The organism is Shewanella sp. SM95, from assembly GCF_025653595.1.
Taxonomy (GTDB): domain Bacteria; phylum Pseudomonadota; class Gammaproteobacteria; order Enterobacterales; family Shewanellaceae; genus Shewanella; species Shewanella oncorhynchi.
Window position 1 is genome coordinate 60,810 of the sequence record NZ_JAKKSE010000011.1, and the last position, 21,576, is coordinate 82,385.

At 44.8% G+C, this 21,576-nt stretch carries 19 protein-coding genes and 5 tRNA genes; 17 read left to right on the top strand and 7 right to left on the bottom strand.

The window, feature by feature from the left end:
* Nucleotides 1-112: 112 nt before the first annotated feature.
* Complete coding sequence (locus tag L5M29_RS13150) at nt 113-1,063, bottom strand: tRNA-dihydrouridine synthase (protein WP_105253104.1); 951 nt, start codon at nt 1,061-1,063, stop codon at nt 113-115.
* Nucleotides 1,064-1,330: 267 nt separating this feature from the next.
* Here L5M29_RS13150 and L5M29_RS13155 point away from each other — a divergent pair, with 267 nt between their 5' ends.
* The 11 genes from L5M29_RS13155 to L5M29_RS13205 all read left to right on the top strand — a co-directional run bounded on the left by L5M29_RS13155 (nt 1,331) and on the right by L5M29_RS13205 (nt 11,091).
* Nucleotides 1,331-1,759 carry a hypothetical protein gene (locus tag L5M29_RS13155; protein WP_028759624.1) on the top strand — a complete coding sequence of 143 codons (429 nt, stop codon included), beginning with the start codon at nt 1,331-1,333 and terminating at the stop codon, nt 1,757-1,759.
* Between the two features lie 116 nt (nt 1,760-1,875).
* On the top strand, nt 1,876-2,745 hold the full coding sequence (locus L5M29_RS13160; RefSeq protein WP_263168185.1) for a DUF692 domain-containing protein: 870 nt from the start codon (nt 1,876-1,878) through the stop codon (nt 2,743-2,745).
* The gene (locus tag L5M29_RS13165) at nt 2,745-3,491 is read left to right on the top strand and encodes a DUF2063 domain-containing protein (protein ID WP_263168187.1); all 747 of its coding nucleotides are present in this window, start codon (nt 2,745-2,747) and stop codon (nt 3,489-3,491) included. Before L5M29_RS13160 ends, L5M29_RS13165 begins: the two co-directional genes overlap by 1 nt.
* A gap of 150 nt (nt 3,492-3,641) precedes the next feature.
* The gene (locus tag L5M29_RS13170) at nt 3,642-3,764 is read left to right on the top strand and encodes a hypothetical protein (RefSeq protein ID WP_006082086.1); all 123 of its coding nucleotides are present in this window, start codon (nt 3,642-3,644) and stop codon (nt 3,762-3,764) included.
* An 81-nt stretch (nt 3,765-3,845) separates the two neighbouring features.
* The gene (locus L5M29_RS13175) at nt 3,846-4,214 is read left to right on the top strand and encodes a YbaN family protein (RefSeq protein ID WP_263168189.1); all 369 of its coding nucleotides are present in this window, start codon (nt 3,846-3,848) and stop codon (nt 4,212-4,214) included.
* A 268-nt stretch (nt 4,215-4,482) separates the two neighbouring features.
* Nucleotides 4,483-5,034 carry an adenine phosphoribosyltransferase gene (gene apt / locus L5M29_RS13180; RefSeq protein ID WP_263148526.1) on the top strand — a complete coding sequence of 184 codons (552 nt, stop codon included), beginning with the start codon at nt 4,483-4,485 and terminating at the stop codon, nt 5,032-5,034.
* Nucleotides 5,035-5,071: 37 nt separating this feature from the next.
* Nucleotides 5,072-8,374: a DNA polymerase III subunit gamma/tau gene (gene dnaX / locus L5M29_RS13185; RefSeq protein ID WP_411569043.1), complete on the top strand. Its 3,303-nt coding sequence runs from the start codon at nt 5,072-5,074 to the stop codon at nt 8,372-8,374.
* A 223-nt stretch (nt 8,375-8,597) separates the two neighbouring features.
* Complete coding sequence (locus tag L5M29_RS13190; RefSeq protein WP_028759630.1) at nt 8,598-8,927, top strand: YbaB/EbfC family nucleoid-associated protein; 330 nt, start codon at nt 8,598-8,600, stop codon at nt 8,925-8,927.
* A gap of 12 nt (nt 8,928-8,939) precedes the next feature.
* Entirely contained in the window at nt 8,940-9,539 is a 600-nt protein-coding gene (recR, locus tag L5M29_RS13195; RefSeq protein WP_028759631.1) for a recombination mediator RecR, read from the top strand.
* 441 nt (nt 9,540-9,980) lie between these two features.
* Nucleotides 9,981-10,472 (top strand): GNAT family N-acetyltransferase, encoded by a 492-nt coding sequence (locus L5M29_RS13200; RefSeq protein ID WP_113940894.1) that lies wholly within the window; start codon nt 9,981-9,983, stop codon nt 10,470-10,472.
* Between the two features lie 205 nt (nt 10,473-10,677).
* Nucleotides 10,678-11,091: a hypothetical protein gene (locus L5M29_RS13205; protein ID WP_263168193.1), complete on the top strand. Its 414-nt coding sequence runs from the start codon at nt 10,678-10,680 to the stop codon at nt 11,089-11,091.
* Nucleotides 11,092-11,297: 206 nt separating this feature from the next.
* Here the strand turns inward: L5M29_RS13205 and L5M29_RS13210 are convergent.
* The 4 genes from L5M29_RS13210 to L5M29_RS13225 all read right to left on the bottom strand — a co-directional run bounded on the left by L5M29_RS13210 (nt 11,298) and on the right by L5M29_RS13225 (nt 11,947).
* Nucleotides 11,298-11,374: transfer RNA gene (locus L5M29_RS13210), tRNA-Met, on the bottom strand.
* Between the two features lie 156 nt (nt 11,375-11,530).
* Nucleotides 11,531-11,607 (bottom strand) — tRNA-Met (locus tag L5M29_RS13215).
* Between the two features lie 145 nt (nt 11,608-11,752).
* Nucleotides 11,753-11,829: transfer RNA gene (locus L5M29_RS13220), tRNA-Met, on the bottom strand.
* Between the two features lie 41 nt (nt 11,830-11,870).
* A tRNA-Met gene (locus L5M29_RS13225) sits at nt 11,871-11,947 on the bottom strand.
* Nucleotides 11,948-12,204: 257 nt separating this feature from the next.
* On the opposite strand from L5M29_RS13225, the gene rlmKL reads away from it, so the two are divergent.
* The 5 genes from rlmKL to rmf all read left to right on the top strand — a co-directional run bounded on the left by rlmKL (nt 12,205) and on the right by rmf (nt 18,733).
* A complete protein-coding gene (rlmKL, locus tag L5M29_RS13230; RefSeq protein ID WP_168827462.1) occupies nt 12,205-14,334 on the top strand; it encodes a bifunctional 23S rRNA (guanine(2069)-N(7))-methyltransferase RlmK/23S rRNA (guanine(2445)-N(2))-methyltransferase RlmL in 2,130 nt (709 codons plus the stop codon).
* Nucleotides 14,327-14,581, top strand: a complete 255-nt coding sequence (locus L5M29_RS13235) for a glutaredoxin family protein (RefSeq protein ID WP_131523279.1) — start codon at nt 14,327-14,329, stop codon at nt 14,579-14,581. The genes rlmKL and L5M29_RS13235 overlap by 8 nt, the downstream gene beginning before the upstream one ends.
* 1 nt (nt 14,582) lies before the next feature.
* Nucleotides 14,583-16,508 (top strand): ABC transporter ATP-binding protein, encoded by a 1,926-nt coding sequence (locus L5M29_RS13240; protein ID WP_263168195.1) that lies wholly within the window; start codon nt 14,583-14,585, stop codon nt 16,506-16,508.
* Between the two features lie 28 nt (nt 16,509-16,536).
* Nucleotides 16,537-18,369 (top strand): DUF3466 family protein, encoded by a 1,833-nt coding sequence (locus L5M29_RS13245; protein ID WP_263168197.1) that lies wholly within the window; start codon nt 16,537-16,539, stop codon nt 18,367-18,369.
* Between the two features lie 187 nt (nt 18,370-18,556).
* Complete coding sequence (rmf, locus tag L5M29_RS13250; RefSeq protein WP_006082074.1) at nt 18,557-18,733, top strand: ribosome modulation factor; 177 nt, start codon at nt 18,557-18,559, stop codon at nt 18,731-18,733.
* A gap of 122 nt (nt 18,734-18,855) precedes the next feature.
* Here rmf and fabA read toward each other — a convergent pair whose 3' ends face one another.
* Nucleotides 18,856-19,371, bottom strand: a complete 516-nt coding sequence (gene fabA / locus L5M29_RS13255) for a bifunctional 3-hydroxydecanoyl-ACP dehydratase/trans-2-decenoyl-ACP isomerase (protein WP_028759638.1) — start codon at nt 19,369-19,371, stop codon at nt 18,856-18,858.
* Nucleotides 19,372-19,445: 74 nt separating this feature from the next.
* Nucleotides 19,446-21,179 (bottom strand): AAA family ATPase, encoded by a 1,734-nt coding sequence (locus tag L5M29_RS13260; protein WP_263168198.1) that lies wholly within the window; start codon nt 21,177-21,179, stop codon nt 19,446-19,448.
* Between the two features lie 221 nt (nt 21,180-21,400).
* Between L5M29_RS13260 and L5M29_RS13265 the strand changes: the two genes are divergently transcribed.
* A tRNA-Ser gene (locus tag L5M29_RS13265) sits at nt 21,401-21,491 on the top strand.
* Nucleotides 21,492-21,576: the final 85 nt, after the last annotated feature.

Below are 21,576 nucleotides of genomic sequence, written 5' to 3' on the forward strand. Positions count from 1 at the left end.
AGTATCTGCCACATTTTCGGTTTTTTAGCCGTTAAAAATCGAAAAAGTACTTCATTCTTATCGCATTATATGTGCTACGGCAAAAGCCCTTTTATCACACATATCGTCGCGATTATTCGTCGCATAAGTTCCGTTGCGCCGTTTCTAATACGCGGACTATTTCTTCCGTTGTTTTAAAGACTCGCAGTTCCCTAAACAAGGTATCGGCTTCGGGATATTGACGGTTGAGATAGGTGAACCACTGTTTGATCCGGGCTGGATAATAGTCACTCTTACGGCCATTGAGTTCCCTTTGGGTATAACTGAGCATGAGCCCTAAGGTTTGCGCCCAAGTATAAGGAGTGGCTCCTGTCTTGATAGTATCAGCCAAGTTCGGCAATGAAATTGCCCCGCGGCCGATCATGATACTGTCGCAGCCCGTGACTTCGATACAACGCTTAGCATCGTCACTGTTCCAAATTTCACCGTTGGCGATCACCGGGATTGGCAAGCGTTTGCGTACTTCGGTGATGTATTCCCAATAGGCTGGCGGTCTGTAACCGTCGACTTTACTGCGCGCATGGATGGCAAGTTCAGTTGCACCAGCTTCATACACTGCAATGGCGTTTTCCATAAACAGTGACTTATCTTCATAGCCCAAACGTATTTTGGCCGTTACGGCATGCTCTTTTGGTACTGCTTGACGCATGGCTTTGACAATATCGTGCACACTCTCAGGATATTGCAATAATACGGCGCCACCTTTACTGCGGTTAACAATTTTTGCTGGACAGCCAAAGTTTGCATCAACACCGTGTGAGCCTAACTCAATGGCACGTAGGGCATTTTCGCCCATACATTGGGGTTCTTGACCAAGCAATTGTACTCTTACTGGCGTACCTGAAGGGGTGTTGCCGTTGTTGAGCAGTTCAGGACACAGTTTGAGAAAGACCTTTTCAGGCAGCAGTTGGTCTACCACTCGCACAAATTCGGTGACGAGCAAATCGTAGGGATTGATGGTCGATAGGATGTCACGCATCAAAGCGTCTACTACGCCTTCCATTGGAGCCAAAATCACACGCACTGCAGTAAACCCATATCTGTTGCAAAGGGCGAGCATTCTACCTTATCAGCCCTAAGTTACAAAGTGGCCTTGTGAAGGAGGATGAATAGGTACGCCAATAAATAAAATCCAAGCTAAACTGATTGTCCTAGCAGGATATTTTTACCATTTCTGTGACTTAGTGATATTTTTTGCAATAGAATCGAAATAAGGCAGGTCTTTTGTTGTAAGCCAGCTACTTAAACTGTTGTTGGTCATTATTACTCAATAAACAAGAAGGGATTATTTATGAATTCAGTTAAAAAAACAGCAGTTGCAGTAGCGTTAGGTTCAGTTGTGATGAGTTCAGCTTTTGCTGTCAATGCACAAACTAACCCATTTGGTTTTGAAGCTATGGATGCGGGCTATCAAATTGTCGGTTCAGAAGGCAAATGTGGTGAAGCCAAATGCGGCGCAGACATGAAGAAAGCCGCCGCTGAAAAAGCCAAAGAAGGTAAGTGTGGTGAGGCTAAATGCGGTGCTGAGATGAAAAAAGCGGCTGCAGATAAAGCTCATGAGGGGAAATGTGGCGAAGCGAAATGCGGTGCTGACATGAAGAAAGCCGCTGATAAGGCCCATGAAGGTAAGTGTGGTGAAGCGAAATGTGGCGCTGATATGAAGAAAACCGCCGAAAAAGTGGATGCTAAAGTCGAAGCCGTTAAAAAAGAAGTGAAATAAAGCGGGTTTGTTTTATCCCTGCAGTTATTGGGATAATTGAGCCTAAAGAGGCCAGCCAGCGCTGGTCTCTTGTGTTTTATTCTTAAGCTATTACAGGTTAGCGTTCGTGAGGTTTTATGAATGATCAAAAAAATACGGCACAGGTAGGGCTGGGGTTAAGGCGAGAAATGCTCAGTAAATTTTGTTTACAGGTGCCTGATGCTATTCATTTTTTTGAAGTGGCGCCTGAGAATTGGATGACCTTAGGTGGTAAATTTGGCCGCCAATTTCGTGAGTTGACTGAGCAACATACTTTCTACTGCCACGGTTTGAGTTTATCCATTGGTAGCCCTGAACCTTTAGATCTCGCGTTTGTAAAAAATATCAAAACCTTTATGGATTTACATCAAATCCAAGTCTATTCCGAACATTTAAGTTATTGCTCAGGGCAAGGTCACTTATATGATTTAATGCCTATCCCTTTTACCGACGCTGCGGTGAAGCATGTGGCGGCGCGGGTCAAGCAAGTAGAGGATATTCTAGAGCGGCCGCTCATTTTAGAAAATGTGTCTTTTTATGCCGCTCCAGGTGCGCAAATGACAGAATTTGAATTCGTTAATGCCGTGCTGCAAGAAGCAGATTGTAAACTGCTACTGGATGTGAACAACATCTATGTGAACTCGATAAACCATCAATACGATGCCGATGCCTTTTTACAGGCCATGCCGACGGAGCGCATCGCTTATCTGCATATTGCTGGGCACTACAAACAAGCTGAAGATCTGCTCATTGATACCCATGGCGCAGCCATTAACGATCCCGTCTGGACATTATTACAGCGCTGTTATGCTTTGCATGGGGTAAAACCGACCTTGCTTGAGCGTGACTTTAATTTGCCGACAACCGCTGAATTGTTGCTCGAGATAAATCAAATTCACGCTTATCAAATGGCGGCGTCCAGCTCCCATGCCCAAAATAGTGCTCATGCCGTAAAGAGGAGCGCCTAATGGATTTTAAGCAAGTGCAGCAATCCTTTATCGATTATATCCGCGATCCCTCTTCGCCATTGCCCGTGGATACTGATGTCCGGCGTATGCAGGTTTACCGCGAGTTATTTTTTAATAATGTGCTGGGATTTGTGTCGAACGGCTTCCCCGTGCTGAAAAGTTTGTATTCTGAGGAGGATTGGCTGACTTTGGTGCAGCGTTTTTTCAGTCAACATGATTGCCAATCGCCGATTTTTATCGATATAGCGAGTGAGTTTTTAGATTTTTTACAGCAGGAATATCAGCCCACGGCAAATGATCCTGTTTTTATGCTCGAATTAGCGCACTATGAATGGCTAGAGTTGGCCGTTGCGGTCGCACAGGCGAGTGAGGATGAATCTCAACTCAGCTCAGCGCAAATGTCGACGCAGACTTTATGTTTGTCGCAGACGGCGAGGGTAGCGCAGTATCATTTTGAGGTGCAGCACATTCGTCAGGATTATCGTCCGCAGCAACAACTCGATACGCCAGTGTTTTTTTGTTTCTATCAAGATGCCGATTGTGAAGTGTGCTTCTTACAGTTAAATCCCTTAAGCGCACAGGTGCTGGCATTTCTTCAAGCTCAAGGCCAAGCGGGTTTTAAAGAGATAGTTGATTGGTTAACAATCACTTACCCTCAAATGGCGCCAGAGATTATTGAGCAAGGTTGTATGCAGTTACTCGAGCAATTAGCGGCCAAAGGGATAGTGCGCGGACGTCAGTCTTAAGGTTGGGATAATTGCCGAAATAAATGCAATAACCCTACATTTAGAGGGTTTTTATTAATTTGACAAACCGCTACAATGTCGGCCGTTTTGTGATCTCAATCACTGTACGATTCCTGCGCACTTATACTTGCACATACTAGAGGAGCTGTAATGAGTAGTCAGCCGTTCAAAGACCCATTTAATTTTTTGTATTTTATTGGTTTTATTTTAGTTTTACTGTTGCCGACTCTGCCAGCAAGTCTGTCTTGGTTAAAGCATTTAGGTTTAATTTAAGCGAGCGTTAATCTTTAGCGCATAGCCTATTGGCCACTCTTCGAGTGGCTTTTGTTTTTTCGATAAAGGGCATTTAAACCTATGGTATTAAAGCGCGGATTATTTTTACTGTTAGGCTTAACCGCTTTAGTCTTAGGTTTAGTCGGTATCGTGCTACCGATATTGCCGACCGTGCCTTTTATCTTGCTTGCTGCCTTCTGCTTTGCCCGCTCGAGTGAACGTTTACACCATTGGTTGATGACACATCCCTGGTTTGCCGACGCCTTAACCCAGTGGCAAGAGCAGCGAGCAATGCGTAAGGGATTGAAACGCAAAGCCATAATAGTTAGCGCACTCAGTTTTAGTCTCAGTATTATTGTGGTCCCTATCCTTTGGGTAAAAGGTCTGCTGCTTGTCATGGCGTTGATCCTACTTTGGTATCTTAAAGGTATACCTGAAATAGAGGGATGATTGAGTGATTGAATGGGCTCAAGTGCTGTGACTGAAAGTTTAGTCGTGTTCTTGTTGAGGCGATTTAACTGAGTGCCAACAGGGTTTGATCTAAGGCACAAATTGATAACCTTTCCATCACTTGTGCATTGTGATTGTTGCAACTAAAACTAAAGCGGCATAAGCTTTGTCCGACTTTCGACAATGCGTCCACCCAGTGTGGACGTTTTGTTTTATACCGCCACCGCTAGGTTGGTGAATTGATTAAGTAACTTATTAAGCAAATATGATGGCTATGAATACAGAAACCTTATCCTTGATAAAGCAAAGCATTAAAACGATTCCTAATTATCCTAAGGAAGGGATTTTATTTCGAGATGTCACCAGTTTGCTTGAGAATGCAGCAGCCTATAAAGCGACCATCGACTTGTTAGTTGAACATTATCGTGGTCAAGGCTTTACCAAAATTGTGGGCACTGAAGCCCGTGGTTTCTTATTTGGTGCTCCGTTGGCTTTAGAATTGGGTATCGGTTTTGTACCTGTGCGTAAACCGGGTAAATTACCGCGTGCGACTATCAGCCAAAGCTATGAACTGGAATACGGTCACGATAGCCTAGAAATTCATACCGATGCGATTAACCCAAATGACAAAGTGCTAGTCGTTGACGATTTACTCGCGACTGGCGGTACTATTGAAGCGACCGTTAAACTCATTCGCCAACTGGGCGGTGAAGTTAAACATGCGGCCTTTGTGATCTCATTACCTGATTTAGGTGGTGAAGCACGTTTAACCGCTTTAGGGCTTGAGTTGGTTAAACTTTGTGAGTTTGAAGGCGAATAAATCTGCAGCTAAAGGCGCCTTGGGATAGTTTGATGGCATGTCAAATCATGACATGTTATCTTTCAAAGTTCTCGGGGCGCATGCTCCCGCTCTTGTATCACATACTCTGGGGAGTTCCATGTCATATCAGGTGTTAGCCAGAAAATGGCGCCCTGCCACATTTGATCAAATGGTTGGCCAAAGCCATGTTTTGCATGCCTTGACCAATGCGTTAAGCCAGCAGCGCTTACATCATGCTTACCTGTTTACGGGAACGCGCGGTGTCGGTAAAACAAGCTTGGCGCGACTCTTTGCCAAAGGCTTAAATTGCGAACAAGGCGTGACAGCGACTCCCTGTGGTGTTTGCGGCAGTTGCGTGGAAATCGCTCAAGGCCGTTTTGTCGATTTAATTGAAGTCGATGCCGCGTCCCGCACTAAGGTCGATGACACCCGTGAGCTGTTAGACAATGTGCAGTATCGTCCAACCCGTGGCCGTTTTAAGGTTTATCTCATCGACGAAGTGCATATGCTGTCGCGCAGCAGTTTTAACGCACTGCTAAAAACTTTAGAAGAACCCCCCGAGCACGTTAAATTTCTTCTGGCGACAACCGATCCGCAGAAACTGCCTGTGACTGTGTTATCCCGTTGTTTGCAATTTAATTTAAAAAGCCTGACCCAAGCTGAAATTGGCACTCAGCTTAATCATATTTTGACCCAAGAGCTGTTTCCCTTTGATGCAGAAGCTCTAAAACTGCTGGCTAAAGCTGCCAATGGCAGTATGCGTGATGCCTTGAGTTTGACAGATCAAGCCATCGCCTTTGGTGGCGGTAATGTGATGCTTGGCCAAGTGCAAACCATGCTTGGCAGCATTGATGAGCAGCATGTAGTTGCCTTGCTTAACGCCTTAACCGATGCCGATATTGGTGTGTTAATGCATACCTGTGCCCAAGTGCTCGCGTACGGCGCAGATGCCCAAGAAGTGCTACGCAGTTTACTTGAGTTGTTACATCAAATTACCTTGACCCAATTTGCCCCCGCTTGCGCACAGCAATCCTTGTATAGCGCACAAATTCGCGCCTTTGCCGAACAGCTTAAGCCGGAACAAGTGCAGCTTTATTATCAGATTTTATTAACGGGCCGCAAAGATTTACCACATGCACCAGACCCTAAATCGGGTCTTGAGATGGCGCTGTTACGGGCTGTCGCATTTGTGCCTGAAAAGCCGGTAAAGCGTTGGCAGCCTGATGCGGTCGCTGAGATCCGTTTACCCGAAGGGCAAACGCCAGTTGCGGCAACTGCTGCAGCGCAAACTCCTGATGTAAATGAACAACAGTTTGCTGAAACACATACAGCTGAAAAAAAAACAGCATTAATTGAGCCTGCCGATACCGCAGAGCAGGCACTTGATGCTGAGCTCGAAGCGGATGCGGCATTAATTGCCGAACAGGCGGTGATTCTAAGTCAGGCGCAGAGTCAGGGATTTAACGCTGGCAGCTTAAATGTTGAGATAGTGAATGCTGAGGTCGAGCCACAAACTCAAACAGTATCAACCGCTCAAGCGCCTTCTCAAGTTACTGAAGCTGCTGCTGACATTGAGTCATCGGTTGCGAGTTTAGATGCTCAGAATAGTGAAGTTCCTGAATTCATTGGGGCAACTGCCGAGTCGAGTATTATTAATCCAGCAGCGGCTGAAATGGTTGTTGGTTCAAGCGCTGTGGCTGTTGGTAGTGACATTGCAGAGAAAGACAGTGCTGTTCAAAAGACTGTTGATGAAAACACTGCTGTTGACTCCCTCGCTAACCATACTCTTACTAATAGTACGCTAGAGCAAAAGGGGCTTGATGAACATAGTCCCTATGGAACTGAAGTCGAGCATTCTTATCCAGCGATGGGAGCTTATGCCCAAGAGTCAGCGCCGCTCGATTCCTATCAAGATGCTTATGTTGAATTCTCCTCCGGCTCTTACAATGACGATGATTTTCATCACAGCTTTGACTCTCATGCTGTGCCTGATGATGTTCAACACTTAGATAATGTTCAAAATTCTGCTGATATTCAAAGCGCTGTAGGTATGGAAGGCTCAGTTGATAGTCAGTCAGTATTAATTGCTCAAGTATCTCCTCAGACATCAATTCCAATTCCAACACTAGCCTCCGCATCTTTAGCCGATGATGATATTCTCTCGGCGGTGTTGGCGGCGCGGGATTCGCTGCTATCTGATCTTGACGCCTTAAGTGCTAAGGACGGTGATGAAAAAAAGTCGTCATTGGACTCAAAACTTAAGACGCCAAACACTAAATCACATTGTGTAACCTTACCTAAATCGGTTACTAAAATTGAAGCGAGTCAGCCAAGTGTGGCATTTTCTGTTGATCCAGCATCTGATTTAGACCCTGATTTAGCGATAGATTTTGATGATGACTTCGACTTAGATCTTGAGCCTATCGATCTGCACCAAGCAGTATCTTCAGTCGTCATCTCAACTGGAATTGTCTCTGATAAGCCTGTCAAACCGTCCGCTGCAGATGATCGTCCGCCTTGGGAGGCAGCGCCTGAAGCTGAATCTATCGAAGTGACGCAAGTCGATAGCAATAAGACTGACAGTGTTCAGCCGGTGAGCGCGCAAGCTGCTGATATAAAGAATGTTCAAGCCAGTCATGCTCAAGAGCTTTTAGGCGTGAGTTACGCACCTAATCATGCACAAGATGACACTCTATCCCTGAGTGACGGGCAGGTCGCAGCATCAAGTTTGAAGTCGGAAATACTTCAAAATCAGGCTGTACGTCAAGAAGAAATACCCGCCTCAGAGTTTGCTTTGGCTAGCACAACAGCACTGACAAATGCGTCAAATACAGTGGAACACACGCAGGAGACACAAGTCGCGCTCAGTTCGACTCAACCTATTAGCGGCCATCCATTAGATTTACATTGGTACAAGTTGATGGCGAGCTTAGAGATCGGCGGGCGAGTGCGGCAACTGGCGGTTAATTCTGTCTGTCAAACTTTGAGTGATCCTTTGCCGTTGCTGCTTAAACCAAACCAGAAGCATCTAGCGGCCGATGTTGCCATAGTGCAGCTTGAGCAAGCCTTAACTACCGCGCTCGGGAACCCAAGACGGGTGCAAGTGGTCATAGGAATCGATGAACAGCGGGAAACGCCCTTAGAGTTACGTAAGCGTTTCCACCAAGAGTTGCTGCAACAAGCGCATCAATCCTTGATTCATGATGACAATGTGCAATGGTTGATCCAACGTATGGGCGCCGAACTCGATGCCGATAGTCTAGTGTATCCGCCAGAGTTGTTGAATTTACGCAGTCAGCAAATACAAGCGTTACCAGAGTTAACTGAGGCCGCGAGTTAGCCATTATTGGCGAGTCTTTGGGTAAAATTTTCATCGTTAATTTGTAGCGTTGTGGTTTAAATTTAGGCTTCGAGTGCATATTTATAGTGATGCTGCTGAGAAACTCTGCATCGAGATCATAAGTTTATTAACAAGATAACGGCATTGATTGCCAATCCCATTTATTTAAGTAAGATTAGCCGCGTTAATGCTTGCGACTAACCCTAATAGAAGAGAAATGACTATGTTTGGAAAAGGCGGTATGGGCAATTTGATGAAACAGGCCCAGATGATGCAAGAAAAAATGGCCAAAATGCAGGAAGAAATCGCCCGTATGGAAATGGTGGGTGAATCTGGTGCTGGTTTGGTGAAAGTGACTATGACAGGCGCGCACACAGTGCGTAAAGTCGAAATCGACCCAAGCCTGATGGAAGACGACAAAGAAATGCTGGAAGATTTGATTGCTGCGGCCTGTAATGACGCTGCCCGTCGAATCGAAGAAAACCAAAAAACTAAAATGGCTGAAGTTACTGGTGGCATGCAATTACCTCCAGGCATGAAAATGCCATTTTAATTGAGATAGCCGATGAAATTTAGTCCACTGTTAGATGAGTTAATTCAGTCCCTGCGTTGTTTACCTGGGGTTGGGCCTAAATCGGCGCAACGTATGGCGTTTCAGTTACTTGAACGCGACCGAAAAGCAGGGCTTAAGTTAGCCAGTGCGCTGTCCAGTGCGATGAGTGACGTCGGTCATTGTCAGTCTTGCCGAACCTACACTGAAGAAACCCTCTGTCCGATCTGTGCTAGCCATAAACGCGGTACATCCTCCACCATTTGTGTGGTTGAAACGCCGGCTGATGTGTTAGCCATTGAAGCGGGTGGACATTTCACTGGCCGTTACTTTGTGCTTTTAGGCCATTTATCACCCCTCGATGGTGTGGGGCCAGAAGAGTTAGGCTTAGCGTTACTCGAGCGCCATTTGGCATCGGGTGATGTCACCGAACTGATTTTAGCGACAAATCCAACAGTAGAAGGTGAGGCTACAGCGCATTTTATTGCCGATATGGCCAGACGTCACAAAGTGATGATAAGCCGCATTGCCCATGGCGTACCAGTGGGTGGCGAGTTGGAATACGTGGATAGCACTACGTTAGCGCTGTCCTTTAATGGCCGTTTACCACTCTAATTAAACAGTTTATATTAGATCCATACTATTGATTGTATTGGATTAATTGAAGGTTGAAGTATTCAACTCGATTATCACCTTAGTGCCTGAATCTTATAAACCCGCCAAGATCCTATCTTGAGCGGGTTTTTATTTGCCCAGAGTTGCAACCTAGATGTTGAGGCTGGGTTATGGAGACAGGGCGGTGGTTGATTCAATTCCTATATTGATTGATATCTATCTATATAAAAGCCATGTTTATCAATAGTTTTTTAAATTTCATACTTGTCTTATGTGAACTTCATCCGTAAAGTCGGTTTAATAATAATCGGGTTGAGTTGCATAATCACAGTGATCCACAGCATGCCTAAGTCAATTCGTTGGGCTTAGACCTGTGTGCTTAGCTTTGTGTACGTTGAATTGGTCACGTCTTTTTTATTTGAAAACCAGGGAGGGGACTCATTGGGAAATATTACGATTAGGCATGCAGAGAAGAGTGACGCTGCAGCCATTCAAGCAGTATATGCCTGTCCAAATGCCTATGCCGGTACCTTGCAATTACCTTTGCCATCGACCGATAAATGGGAGGCGCGTCTTGCAGCAACATCGAATCATGTTCATCGTTATGTCGCAGAGATTGAAGGTGAAATTGTCGGTGAGTTGGGTTTTGAAGTGTATGAGCAACCTCGCCGTAGGCATGTTGCCTCCTTTGGTATGGGTGTAAAAGACAGTTGGCAAGGCCGCGGTGTAGGCAGTGCCTTAATTAACGCGATGCTTGAGCTTACCGATAAATGGATGAATATAAAACGAATTGAATTAACGGTTTATACAGATAATCATGCCGCCATTGGTCTATATAAAAAGTTTGGCTTTGTAATGGAAGGTGAGTCGAAGGATTTTGCTTTTAGAAATGGTGAGTTTGTCAGTGTGTATCATATGGCGCGGTTAAAATAACATGCTGATCTCTATGTATTTTATCTATTGCTTAAGGCTCTCACTCTAAGTACTAACTTTAAGAATTTGCTCTAAGCGCTCAATTTAAGAACTTACATCAAGAGGTCACTTTACGAACCGAGGCCTTGGAATAGCATTAAGCGCTTATTTTCAGAGCTCGCTTTAGGTGCTAAGTGTATGTCTGTCTCAACTTTTAAGGATAAAAATGGGACTCATTTTATTGCCGCTGCTGATACTTTGGTTGGGTGTCGGTATTTATGCCATTCGTATCGGCTATCAAGTGTTGGTCGGGGCATCGGAGTTAACTTATACACTCAGTGTCTGCGTTATCGCCTTAGTGGCATTATTGCTCTATCTCTACTTTGGTTTTGCCCAATTTAAGGAAAATAAAGAGTTGTGGGCATTCGAAATCTCGATGTTTTTTGCCGCGAATAAGTTCGCTTTTGGCATCATGATTCTTGGTCTGATACTGCACTGGTTCGGTCAAGGTGTTCTGACTTCCGCTTATTTGAAACCTCTACCTTTCATCATGATTTTCACCGTTTCCTTTGGTGCTATGGCAGGAGTCATATTGTCCGACACTTTTATGACGAAATTTGACATCCAAAAAATGCATTGATGTCAGCTGATCAGTTTAAATCTTATTTTGGACGCTGTTGTTGAAGATGATTTGAACTGATGGCTTTCATCGGTTGTTTATAGGTCGTTGAATCCGATGAGCGCTACCATGGTGATCTGGTTAGGATTTTACAGAGGGTTATTACGAATTTTAGATACAAAAAAACCAGCTTATGCTGGTTATTTTTCTCTTTCATTAAAGAGAATTGGTTGCGGGAGCCAGATTTGAACCGACGACCTTCGGGTTATGAGCCCGACGAGCTACCATGCTGCTCCATCCCGCGTCCGATTGTTGCTGTTAATAACTGTTTTAATTCTGTCATCTAAGAATTGGTTGCAGTAGCCGGATTGCTAATGTTAAATCAGCGACTACCTTCGCCTGTTGTTTATAAGGAATTGAGCCCGATAAGCTGTTTCTCTTTATAAACACATATAGAAAGTGGTTGCGGGAGCCGGATTTGAACCGACGACCTTCGGGTTATGAGCCCGACGAGCTACCATGCTGCTCCATCCCGCGTCCGATTSTTGCTGTTAATAACTATTTTAATTCTGTCATCTAAGAATTGGTTGCWGKAGYCGKATTTKAACTGAYTACCTTCGYCTGTTGTTTATAAGGAGTTGAGCCCGATAAGCTGTTTCTCGTTATAAACACATATAGAAAGTGGTTGCGGGAGCCGGATTTGAACCGACGACCTTCGGGTTATGAGCCCGACGAGCTACCATGCTGCTCCATCCCGCGTCCGATATCTATCTGTATTACTTTACTATTTTGCTTTTAAATGGTTGCGGGAGCAGGATTTGAACCTACGACCTTCGGGTTATGAGCCCGACGAGCTACCATGCTGCTCCATCCCGCGTCCGTCTTCAAAGCGGGGCAGACTATAACGGCAGCGCCTTGGCATTGCAAGGACGAAGATCGAAAAAGGTGGTGAACGCTTAAATATAAAGCGGAGTGGGGGGCTTTCATACAATTTAAACATAAGTTAGGGATTTTTCGTTGATTATCTTAGGTCGAGGATGAGACTAAATGGGGTTTCGACTAATAACTGTTTATCTTTTATGTATTCGAGCAGGTATAATGTCGCTTTGATTTTGACTGCGTACTGATTATCCCATGCTTAATTTTTTTGCCGCCGCCCCTAAGGGCTTTGAATATAGCTTAGCCCAAGAGCTGACAGAATTTGGTGCGACTGAAGTAAAAGAGAGTGTTGCTGGTGTGTATTTCACTGCCCCCTTAGCTTTAGCGTATCGGATTACTTTATGGACACGCTTAGCCAGCCGTATCGTGTTGGTTATCTATAAAGGCAGCTGCGAGTCGGCAGAGCAACTTTATAATGCCGCCTATTGTGTTGATTGGCCGGCGCATTTTTCCAATAAAAGCACTTTTAGTATCGATTTTCATGGTACGGGTGGTTTTATCAATAATACTCAGTTCGGCGCCCTCAAGATTAAAGACGCGGTTGTGGATAGATTCCGGGACGATGACGTTGAGCGCCCAAATGTGTCACGCGTCGATGCTGACTTTAAAGTTGATGCCCATTTTCGTAATGGCGTAATCACGATTGCGATGAACTTCTCTGGTCCATCATTGCATCAACGTGGCTATCGTTCTACTACTGGTGAAGCGCCTCTGAAGGAAAACTTAGCCGCCAACATGTTAGTACGCAGTGGCTGGCAAGCAGCGCCTTCGACCTTGCTCGATCCTTTCTGTGGTAGTGGAACTGTGCTGATTGAAGCGGCTTTAATGGCGGCCGATATTGCCCCAGGCTTACAGCGTAGCCGTTTTGGGTTTGAACATTGGCGTCGTCATGATAAAGCTGTGTGGCAAGAAATTGTTGAAGAAGCAAAAGCGCGTGCCTCATTAGGCGTGAAACGTTGCGAGATTAAATTCTACGGCTCAGATATCGATTCGCGCTTAGTCGCGTTAGCCAAACGTAACGCCGAAAATGCCGGTGTGCTCGAGTTAATCGAGTTTCAAGTTGCAGATGCGTTGACGATAACGCCGCCTGCAGAAAGTGGATATTTGATCACTAACCCACCTTATGGTGAACGTTTAGGCAATGTGTCTGAGTTATTGCAGCTTTACTATCAGCTAGGTGACAAGTTTAAGAAAGAGTTTGGCGGCTGGAAAGTGGCCATGCTGTGTAGTGATATCGAGCTTGTATCATCACTTAAGCTTAAAGCCGACAAACAGATGAAGATGTTCAACGGTGCCCTAGAATGTGCCTTTAACATTTATACCTTGCATGCGACCAGTACGCGTCGTGATACACCAGTGCTGCCAGACGGCGTCGACATTGCCGATATCGCCCCTGCATTTGCTAACCGCATTAAGAAAAATGCCAAGTTATTAGAGAAATGGGCCAAGAAAGAAGGCATCGACAGCTATCGTATTTATGATGCCGACATTCCTGAATATAACGTCGCAGTAGATAAATACTTAGATTACGTGATTATTCAAGAATATATGGCGCCAGCAACTATACCTGAAGCCGTAACCAAGCGTCGTTTAAGCGATGTTTTGTTAGCACTGCCGTCGGCCATTGGTATCAATCCGAACAAGATGATCATGAAGACGCGTGAGCGTCAAAAGGGCACGAGTCAGTATCAAAAGCTGGATGAGCGTAAGTTAGAGCTTATCACTACTGAATATGGCGCTAAGTTCAAACTGAACTTAACTGGTTATTTGGATACAGGTTTATTCCTCGATCACAGATTGACACGCCGTTTAGTCGGTCAAAAATCTAAGGGACGCCGTGTACTTAACCTGTTCTCTTACACAGGTTCTGCTTCTGTGCATGCGGCGCTTGGTGGGGCTAAATCGGTGACGACGGTGGATATGTCCAATACCTATATTGCTTGGGCGAAGGACAACTTTGCACTCAATGGGCTTCAAGGTAAGCAGTATGAGTTTGTTCAATCTGACTGCATGCAGTGGATCCGTGATTGCCGTGAACAGTACGATCTGATTTTTATCGATCCGCCGACCTTCTCAAATTCTAAGCGTATGGAAGATTCATTCGATGTGCAGAGAGACCATGTGAACTTACTGGCATCCTTAGTGAAACTGCTCAGCCCAACGGGCGAACTAGTGTTCTCTAACAATAAACGTAAGTTTAAGATGGACATAGAGGCACTGACCAAGATGAACATTAATGTGAAGAACATTGATGACGTGACTTTGCCTATGGACTACAAACGTAATCCACATATTCATAATACTTGGCTTATCACCCATGCCTGAGTTGACTCAAGCAGAATTAGATAATAGGCATTATCTGCTATATCACACAGAGGGATGTCATCTGTGTGAACTGGCCGCGGCCTTATTGGCAGCGGCTGACATTGGCTATCGGGCCATAGATATTTGTGACGATGAATACCTCGCGCAGCGTTATGGCGTATCGATCCCTGTGCTTAAAGCTTGGGATGATAGAGAATTACATTGGCCATTTAACGCAACGCAATTACAAGAGTTTACAGGAGCTTAGTTTGAGTCTGGTTCGTATCAATAGTGGCTCTTTAGCCTATGGTTACACTCCGTTGTTACAAAAAGCGGATTTTACTATTCAACGCGGCGAGCGCGTGTGTATTGTTGGCCGTAATGGTGCCGGCAAGTCGAGTTTATTAAAAGTGTTATCTGGTGATGTACTGTTGGATGAAGGCGAATTCAACATCGCTGGTAATGTGACCGTTAGCCGTCTGCAACAAGATCCGCCAAAGGCTGAGCAAGGCACGGTATACGCTTATATTGCTGCGGGATTAAAGGAAGTGGGCGAGGCGCTTGAGCGTTATCATCAACTGTCCCACGATGTGGCCCATGCCGATCCCGAGCAAATGGAGCGTATGCTGAATGAAATGCAAGGTCTGCAAGAAACCTTAGACCACTACAATGGATGGCAGCTAGATTCTCGTATCCAACAAAACTGCGAGTTGTTAGGTCTCGATCCTGACAAATCCTTGAGCGAATTATCGGGTGGTTGGCAGCGTAAAGTGGCGTTAGCCAGAGCACTGGTGAGCGAGCCAGATCTGTTGTTACTTGATGAACCGACCAACCATTTAGACATAGACACTATCGAGTGGCTTGAAAAGTTTTTACTCGATTATCAAGGCGCTATCGTCTTTATCAGCCACGATAGGGGCTTTATTGCCCGTATGGCGACGCGGATTGTCGATTTAGACCGTGGTGTGGTGACCTCATGGCCGGGCAACTATCAAATGTATCTTGATGGTAAGCAAGAATGGTTGCGCGTCGAAGCCGAGAAAAATGCCTTGTTTGACAAGCGTCTCGCCGATGAAGAAGTGTGGATCCGTCAAGGCGTTAAAGCCAGACGTACCCGTAACGAAGGTCGAGTTCGCGCACTGAAGGCGCTACGTGAAGAGCGAAGTGAACGTCTGAATCGTCAAGGCAATGCTAAAATGGCAGTATCGGATACTGAACGTTCTGGTAAGTTAGTCTTTGATGTGACCGATCTTAACTTCAATCTGCCCGATAAAAATCTGGTTAAAAACTTTAATACGACGGTTATCCGCGGTGACCGTATTGCGCTGATTGGGCCAAACGGTTGTGGTAAATCAACCTTGATCAAGCTGTTAATCGAGAAGCTGCAACCGCAATCGGGCGAAATTAAAGTCGGTACTAAGCTCGAAATCGCTTATTTCGACCAATATCGTGAAGCGTTAGATCCTGAGCAAACCGTTGAAGATAACGTTGGTGAAGGTAAAAAGACCATCACGATCAATGGTCAAGACCGCCACATTTTAAGTTATTTGCAGGACTTCTTGTTCTCGCCTATGCGTGCCAGAACGCCAGTGAAAGCGCTGTCGGGTGGTGAGAAGAACCGTTTGTTATTGGCTAAGTTATTAATTCGCCCAGCAAACTTAATCATTCTCGATGAGCCAACTAACGATCTTGATATTGAGACCTTAGAATTGCTAGAGTCGTTGCTCACTGAATACCAAGGTACGTTGTTGCTAGTGAGCCATGATAGGGCATTTATCGACAATACTGTGACCAGTAGCTGGTGGTATGCGGGTAATGGCCATTGGAGCGAGTATGTAGGTGGTTATCAAGATGCCGTGAACCAAGGGGCAAAGTTTTATTCTGAGGAACCTAGTTCACAAAAGGCGGTCGAAGCTCCTGCGGTTGAAACTAAACCCGTTGAAGTTAAAACTGCAGAACCTGTGAAAACGGTAAAAAAACTGTCGTATAAGCTACAGCGTGAGTTAGAGTCGCTACCTAATGTGATGGAGCAATTGGAGGCAGAAATTCTCGCATTGCAGACCACTATTGGACATTCAGACTTTTATAGTCAGGCGCAGGATAAAGTCAACCAGGTATTGAGTCAGTTGGCTGATAAAGAAAAGCAATTGGAAGTTTGCTTCGAGCGTTGGGAAGAGCTTGAGTCACTGAAGTAAACCAATAATAAAAATGGGAATAGAATTAATGAAGTCAAAGTTGGATAAAGCCCTTTCCTTGGTTGCCTTAGGTGTCCTTGGTGTATTAAACAGTGCCCATGCTGCACCTGTCTACGAAATCGTTAACATCGATAATTATGACCTGCAGGGCACGCTTGAAGGCACTCGTAACGGTTATGCTTTAGGTGTAAATGCTAGTGGTGAATTAGTCGGTATTTCAAAGGGTAAGAAAAAACTCAGCAGCTCAGATGTCGAAGGCGGCGTGATTGATGTTGCCGACGGTATCGCACCAGAAGAAACCATTACTTATTCTATTACCGCTGCCATTGTTGCAAATAACTTTGCTTTTATTGCTGCAGAAAATGGTGCAGCTGGGGCTTGGTTACCGACATTCGACAGCATTAATGGTACTACACCGCCAAATGATACTGCTGTGATTAACTCTGTTGATACCTTTTATTACGGTATTAATGATGCCGGTATTAAAGTGGGCAGCATGACTGCGCCTGAAAAGAAAACAGAGAACACTGCAACTACTGATGTTACCGATGATTATTGGTATTACCGAGACTATGAGTTCCGCGGTGTTGTAAAAGTGGGCAGCACTGAAATTCCATTAGTTCCTCCCTACACGCAATTTGTTAATGCTGATAAGACTAAAACCGCAGAGTTAGGTGGATGGTCTGCAGCAACGGCGGTCAATAACAATAATTTAGTAGCAGGCTACGCCAGTACTGCCATCAGTAAATATGGTAGTGAGCGTGTGACTTACTGTTTAAGTACCGATAATACTTTGCCGTTGGATGTATGCGTTCAACGTGAACAATACCCGAATACAACGGGTACACGTAATATTCAGTACCAGACGCGTGCTTATGTATGGCAAATTGACAATGATGTTGCTACTGGGACTGAGTTACCTTTGGGGCTGACTCCAGCGACTGATAATACCTTGACCTTTACCGCCCAAGCACTGGGTTTGAATGATAATGGCGTCGTTGTGGGTCGCTCACATGTTTATCGTGGTGGTGACACCAATAATTTGCGTCAAGATGCAGCTTATTGGGCTAAAGATACTGAAGGTAAATACCAATACCATTGGATCCCTATGGTCGATTCGATTTCTAGCTCTATTGCCTATGACATCAACGATAGTGGTATTCTTGTCGGTAGTTATCGCAGCTATATTCAAGGTTATTTGCGCGACAAGTTTTTCTATTTTGATACGAATCAAGCTGATGCAACAATAGTAACCCCGAATGATTTCGCCGCTTCTACAACGGATCTTTCGAGTAAACCAAAGGATATTAATAATAAAGGTCAAGTCGTAGGCTATATAGAAACCACCTATGATAAGGAAAAACCACGTCCTAAGGCGGGCTTCCTGTATGAGAAATCTACCGGTGAATTTAGTAATCTTAACAACTTGTTGACCTGTGAATCTAAGGGCTATGAAAAGGGCTCTGATGGCAATTGGACCCGTCATAAGGTTGAATTTACGGATGGTACTGGAAAAGTACTGACTTATAACAGTGATATTCTCGTTGTTGAAGCGACCAGCATTAATGAAGATGGCACCATTGTGGGAACTGCCTTTATTCGTAAGCCTTCTTTCCAGTTAGACTCTAATGGTAATATTATTGTTGGTGAGAATGGTGAACCACTATTTGAACTGAATGGTAATGGTGATCCAGTGACTGCTTATGTTCTACGTATGGTTGTGCTTAAACCTACAAGCAGTGGCGCAGCCTGTACTATGGATGATAGTCAAGATACCGGTAATTTTGAGCGTTCTGGTGCGGCAACGTTAGCTTGGTTATTTGCCTTGCCATTGGTGTGGTTCCGTCGTCGAATTCGTTAAGTTTTAAGCTTCAATTCAGATTAAAAAAATCGAGGCGAAATGCCTCGATTTTTTTTCGCTAGGATCTCAATAGTTTAATAAATAGTCAGTATAATAGCCGATTTTTTGATTGATCTTGGCGTCAAAAAGCACTATTTCTATGGGTGAAGCTTTTGCTTCTATTTTATGTAGAACAGAGGACGCTTGCATGAAAAGACAAAAACGAGATCGTTTAGACAGAGCTTTTTCAAAAGGATTCCAAGCTGGGGTTGGTGGACGCTCTAAGGAGCTCTGTCCATATGCAAATCTTGATTCGCGATCGCAGTGGTTAGGCGGTTGGCGTGAAGGTGTGGATGGCCGAGTTAATGGGCTATTTAATAAATAATTGAGTTTTACTCATTAATTAAATAGCCCAGAACAAGCAAAGTAATGCAGCATATTGCCCTCAGATGAGGGCATTTTTATATCAGTACTACAGATATCTTCAGTGTATTGGAGTAAGACTGATCAGAATGTAGACGTATCGCTAAAGACACCGACTTTAAGATCGGTTGCACTGTAGATTTGACGGCCATCAACTTCAAGGATTGCATCGGCAATACCCATCACCAGTTTACGGTGAATAGTACGTTTGATATTGAGCTTATAAGTGACTTTCTTAGCGCCTGGTAATACTTGACCCGTAAACTTCACTTCACCTACACCCAGAGCACGTCCTTTGCCTTCTGCGCCTTCCCAGCCTAAATAGAAGCCAACGAGTTGCCACATGGCATCTAGCCCTAAACAACCAGGCATTACCGGGTCGGTAATAAAGTGGCAGTCAAAAAACCATAAGTCTGGATTAATATCGAGTTCAGCGACAATTTCACCTTTGCCAAACTCACCGCCATTATCATTGATAGTAACGATTCTATCTATCATCAGCATGTTATCGACAGGCAGACGAGGTGAGTTTGGACCAAATAATTTCCCATGGCCACAGGCGATGAGTTCTTCTTTATTGAAACTGTTTGCTTTGTTCATTGTTTTACTACTCCAGCAATAAGAGCCGCCAAGATTAGCGAACACGTGTAAGCTAAACAACTCCGATCAGCTAATTAGCGGCGAAAAAATCCCAATTTTGCGAGTAATCTCGTGATTATGCCGATTTCCTCCTCGCCATTTCCTGCGAGCTTGTCTAATCGTTCCTGTACAAGGCCGTATAACGAATCATGTGGAAAATCATTATCTTCATCGGCTACACCCGCAGGCATTTGCATTAATAGCTCAACAGCTTGGTCCATATGTTCAATGGCATAGATGTGAAACAGGCCTTTGCCTACAGCTGTAATCACTTTGGGATTGAGATTAAGCTGTAATACGTTTGACTTCGGCATAATAACGCCTTGTTCTCCCGTAAGTCCGCGACGTTCACACAGATTAAAAAAGCCTTCAATCTTCTCGTTGATGCCGCCAATCGCTTGCACATTACCAAATTGATCCAATGCGCCGGTAATCGCCAGTGATTGAATAATGGGTTGTTCGGCAATCGCTGACATCAAACAGCAGTACTCTGCGAGTGATGCACTATCCCCATCAATTTCTTGATAAGACTGTTCGAAAACGATATTGGCATTCAGGTGTAATGGCGCATCTCGTCCAAAGATACGGTACAAACAGGCTGAAAGGATCATCATGCCTTTGGCATGTATATTCCCGCCAAGTTCAGATTTTCTTTCAATATCGGCTACTTCACCATCACCGTAGTGAACAGATGCCGTGATACGCGCTGGTTCACCATAGCTATAATCGATAGCATCAATCACAGTTAAGCCATTGATCTGGCCAACCATAGCACCCGAAGTTGGCAGATTTATGAAATTGTCATCGAAGCTCTGGCCCGAATATTCTTCCGAACTGTTATGACGATAGTTGGCTTGGGTTAACGCGTGCTCAATACTGCTTGCATTGATGCTCGGTTTACCACGATAGGCTTTAGCTTGCATCATGAGCTGGGCGAACTCGAGCATAGATAAACTGAGGCGACGCTGATGTTCGGTTAACCGTGCACTATAGCGAAAGAGTGGCGCTAAGCTTGATTGTTCAAGCGTGACATCCACACTTTGGGCAACTGCTTGCAGCCATGCGACGTATTGTGACTCTTTAAAACGGACCAAGTCGATTTCACTGGCAAGTTCCGCTAATAGGGTAAAGTGACGTTGAAATTGCCAATCTTCAGTTCTGACTTGGCTATAAATCATCCCAGCACCAACCAGGACTATCTTACAGTTCAATGGAATAGGACTTAAGTTATTGCTAATTCGATACTCTTTATGGGTGAGGATTTGCATCACTAACTCCCATAAACCTTCACGTTTCCACAGTGACTCGGCGCAAATAAACACATAATGGCATTGGGCTAGGGCACCAGCTTGATACTGACTCGTTGTTCCTGTTTGCGCCATACGGCCAATTAAATCTGCGCGGCGAATATTGCCACTCAGGTAGCGATAGTGAGTTGTTTTCTCGGCAATACTTCCTTGATTTTCCTGCGGCTTATCGGGCTGCCACTGAAATGTTACCGCCTTATCAATCGGACGTGTCGCCACTAAATACGCAGGGGACAAAGGTGCAAGGCTATCGATACAGGCTTTGATCATTAACTGGCGGTCAATGCTCGGGAAATCGGCCAGATACAAGTGTTGATCGACAATAGCTTGGTGGAGTTTAAACGCGTCCACAGTGCGCTCTTGCCCTAAGAGCAATGCGCTTAGATTGGCAGCCGTTTCGGAAAGGGTTGGCAGGCTAAATTCAGGTGCGAGTGAAGACGTGGGTATCAAGAGTGAATTCATATAAGCATTTACCGTGAAAAGTTACAGTGATTTTACCATACCAAGACGACAAGTCTCTCACTGTATAGGTGTTTTTACCTCTGTTTACTCGATTATTCGTTGAAACTGGGCATGTATTTGTTGTAAAAAACATCGGGGTGAACATAAGTTGAGCATTTGACTCGATATTTAAAAATTGAGGTTTACAAGTTAGCGGTATACTTATATTATTTTCGGCGTTCGGAGGGGTGGCAGAGTGGTTTAATGCACCGGTCTTGAAAACCGGCGTGGGTTTATAGCCCACCCAGGGTTCAAATCCCTGCTCCTCCGCCATATTTAGTCAAAAAGCCGCTAAGCAATTAGCGGCTTTTTGCATTCATATCGTTTGAACCCTTGGGTTCCTGATTTGAAGCGCAGC

Coding starts and splice junctions, on each gene's coding strand:
- rlmKL (WP_168827462.1), top strand. CDS start 12,205: ATGCTTAATTTTTTTGCCGCCGCCCCTAAGGGCTTTGAATATAGCTTA.
- apt (WP_263148526.1), top strand. CDS start 4,483: ATGGCTATGAATACAGAAACCTTATCCTTGATAAAGCAAAGCATTAAA.
- fabA (WP_028759638.1), bottom strand. CDS start 19,371: ATGAACAAAGCAAACAGTTTCAATAAAGAAGAACTCATCGCCTGTGGC.
- L5M29_RS13245 (WP_263168197.1), top strand. CDS start 16,537: ATGAAGTCAAAGTTGGATAAAGCCCTTTCCTTGGTTGCCTTAGGTGTC.
- L5M29_RS13165 (WP_263168187.1), top strand. CDS start 2,745: ATGGATTTTAAGCAAGTGCAGCAATCCTTTATCGATTATATCCGCGAT.
- L5M29_RS13235 (WP_131523279.1), top strand. CDS start 14,327: ATGCCTGAGTTGACTCAAGCAGAATTAGATAATAGGCATTATCTGCTA.
- L5M29_RS13175 (WP_263168189.1), top strand. CDS start 3,846: ATGGTATTAAAGCGCGGATTATTTTTACTGTTAGGCTTAACCGCTTTA.
- L5M29_RS13260 (WP_263168198.1), bottom strand. CDS start 21,179: ATGAATTCACTCTTGATACCCACGTCTTCACTCGCACCTGAATTTAGC.
- L5M29_RS13155 (WP_028759624.1), top strand. CDS start 1,331: ATGAATTCAGTTAAAAAAACAGCAGTTGCAGTAGCGTTAGGTTCAGTT.
- rmf (WP_006082074.1), top strand. CDS start 18,557: ATGAAAAGACAAAAACGAGATCGTTTAGACAGAGCTTTTTCAAAAGGA.
- L5M29_RS13205 (WP_263168193.1), top strand. CDS start 10,678: ATGGGACTCATTTTATTGCCGCTGCTGATACTTTGGTTGGGTGTCGGT.
- dnaX (WP_411569043.1), top strand. CDS start 5,072: ATGTCAAATCATGACATGTTATCTTTCAAAGTTCTCGGGGCGCATGCT.
- recR (WP_028759631.1), top strand. CDS start 8,940: ATGAAATTTAGTCCACTGTTAGATGAGTTAATTCAGTCCCTGCGTTGT.
- L5M29_RS13160 (WP_263168185.1), top strand. CDS start 1,876: ATGAATGATCAAAAAAATACGGCACAGGTAGGGCTGGGGTTAAGGCGA.
- L5M29_RS13170 (WP_006082086.1), top strand. CDS start 3,642: ATGAGTAGTCAGCCGTTCAAAGACCCATTTAATTTTTTGTATTTTATT.
- L5M29_RS13190 (WP_028759630.1), top strand. CDS start 8,598: ATGTTTGGAAAAGGCGGTATGGGCAATTTGATGAAACAGGCCCAGATG.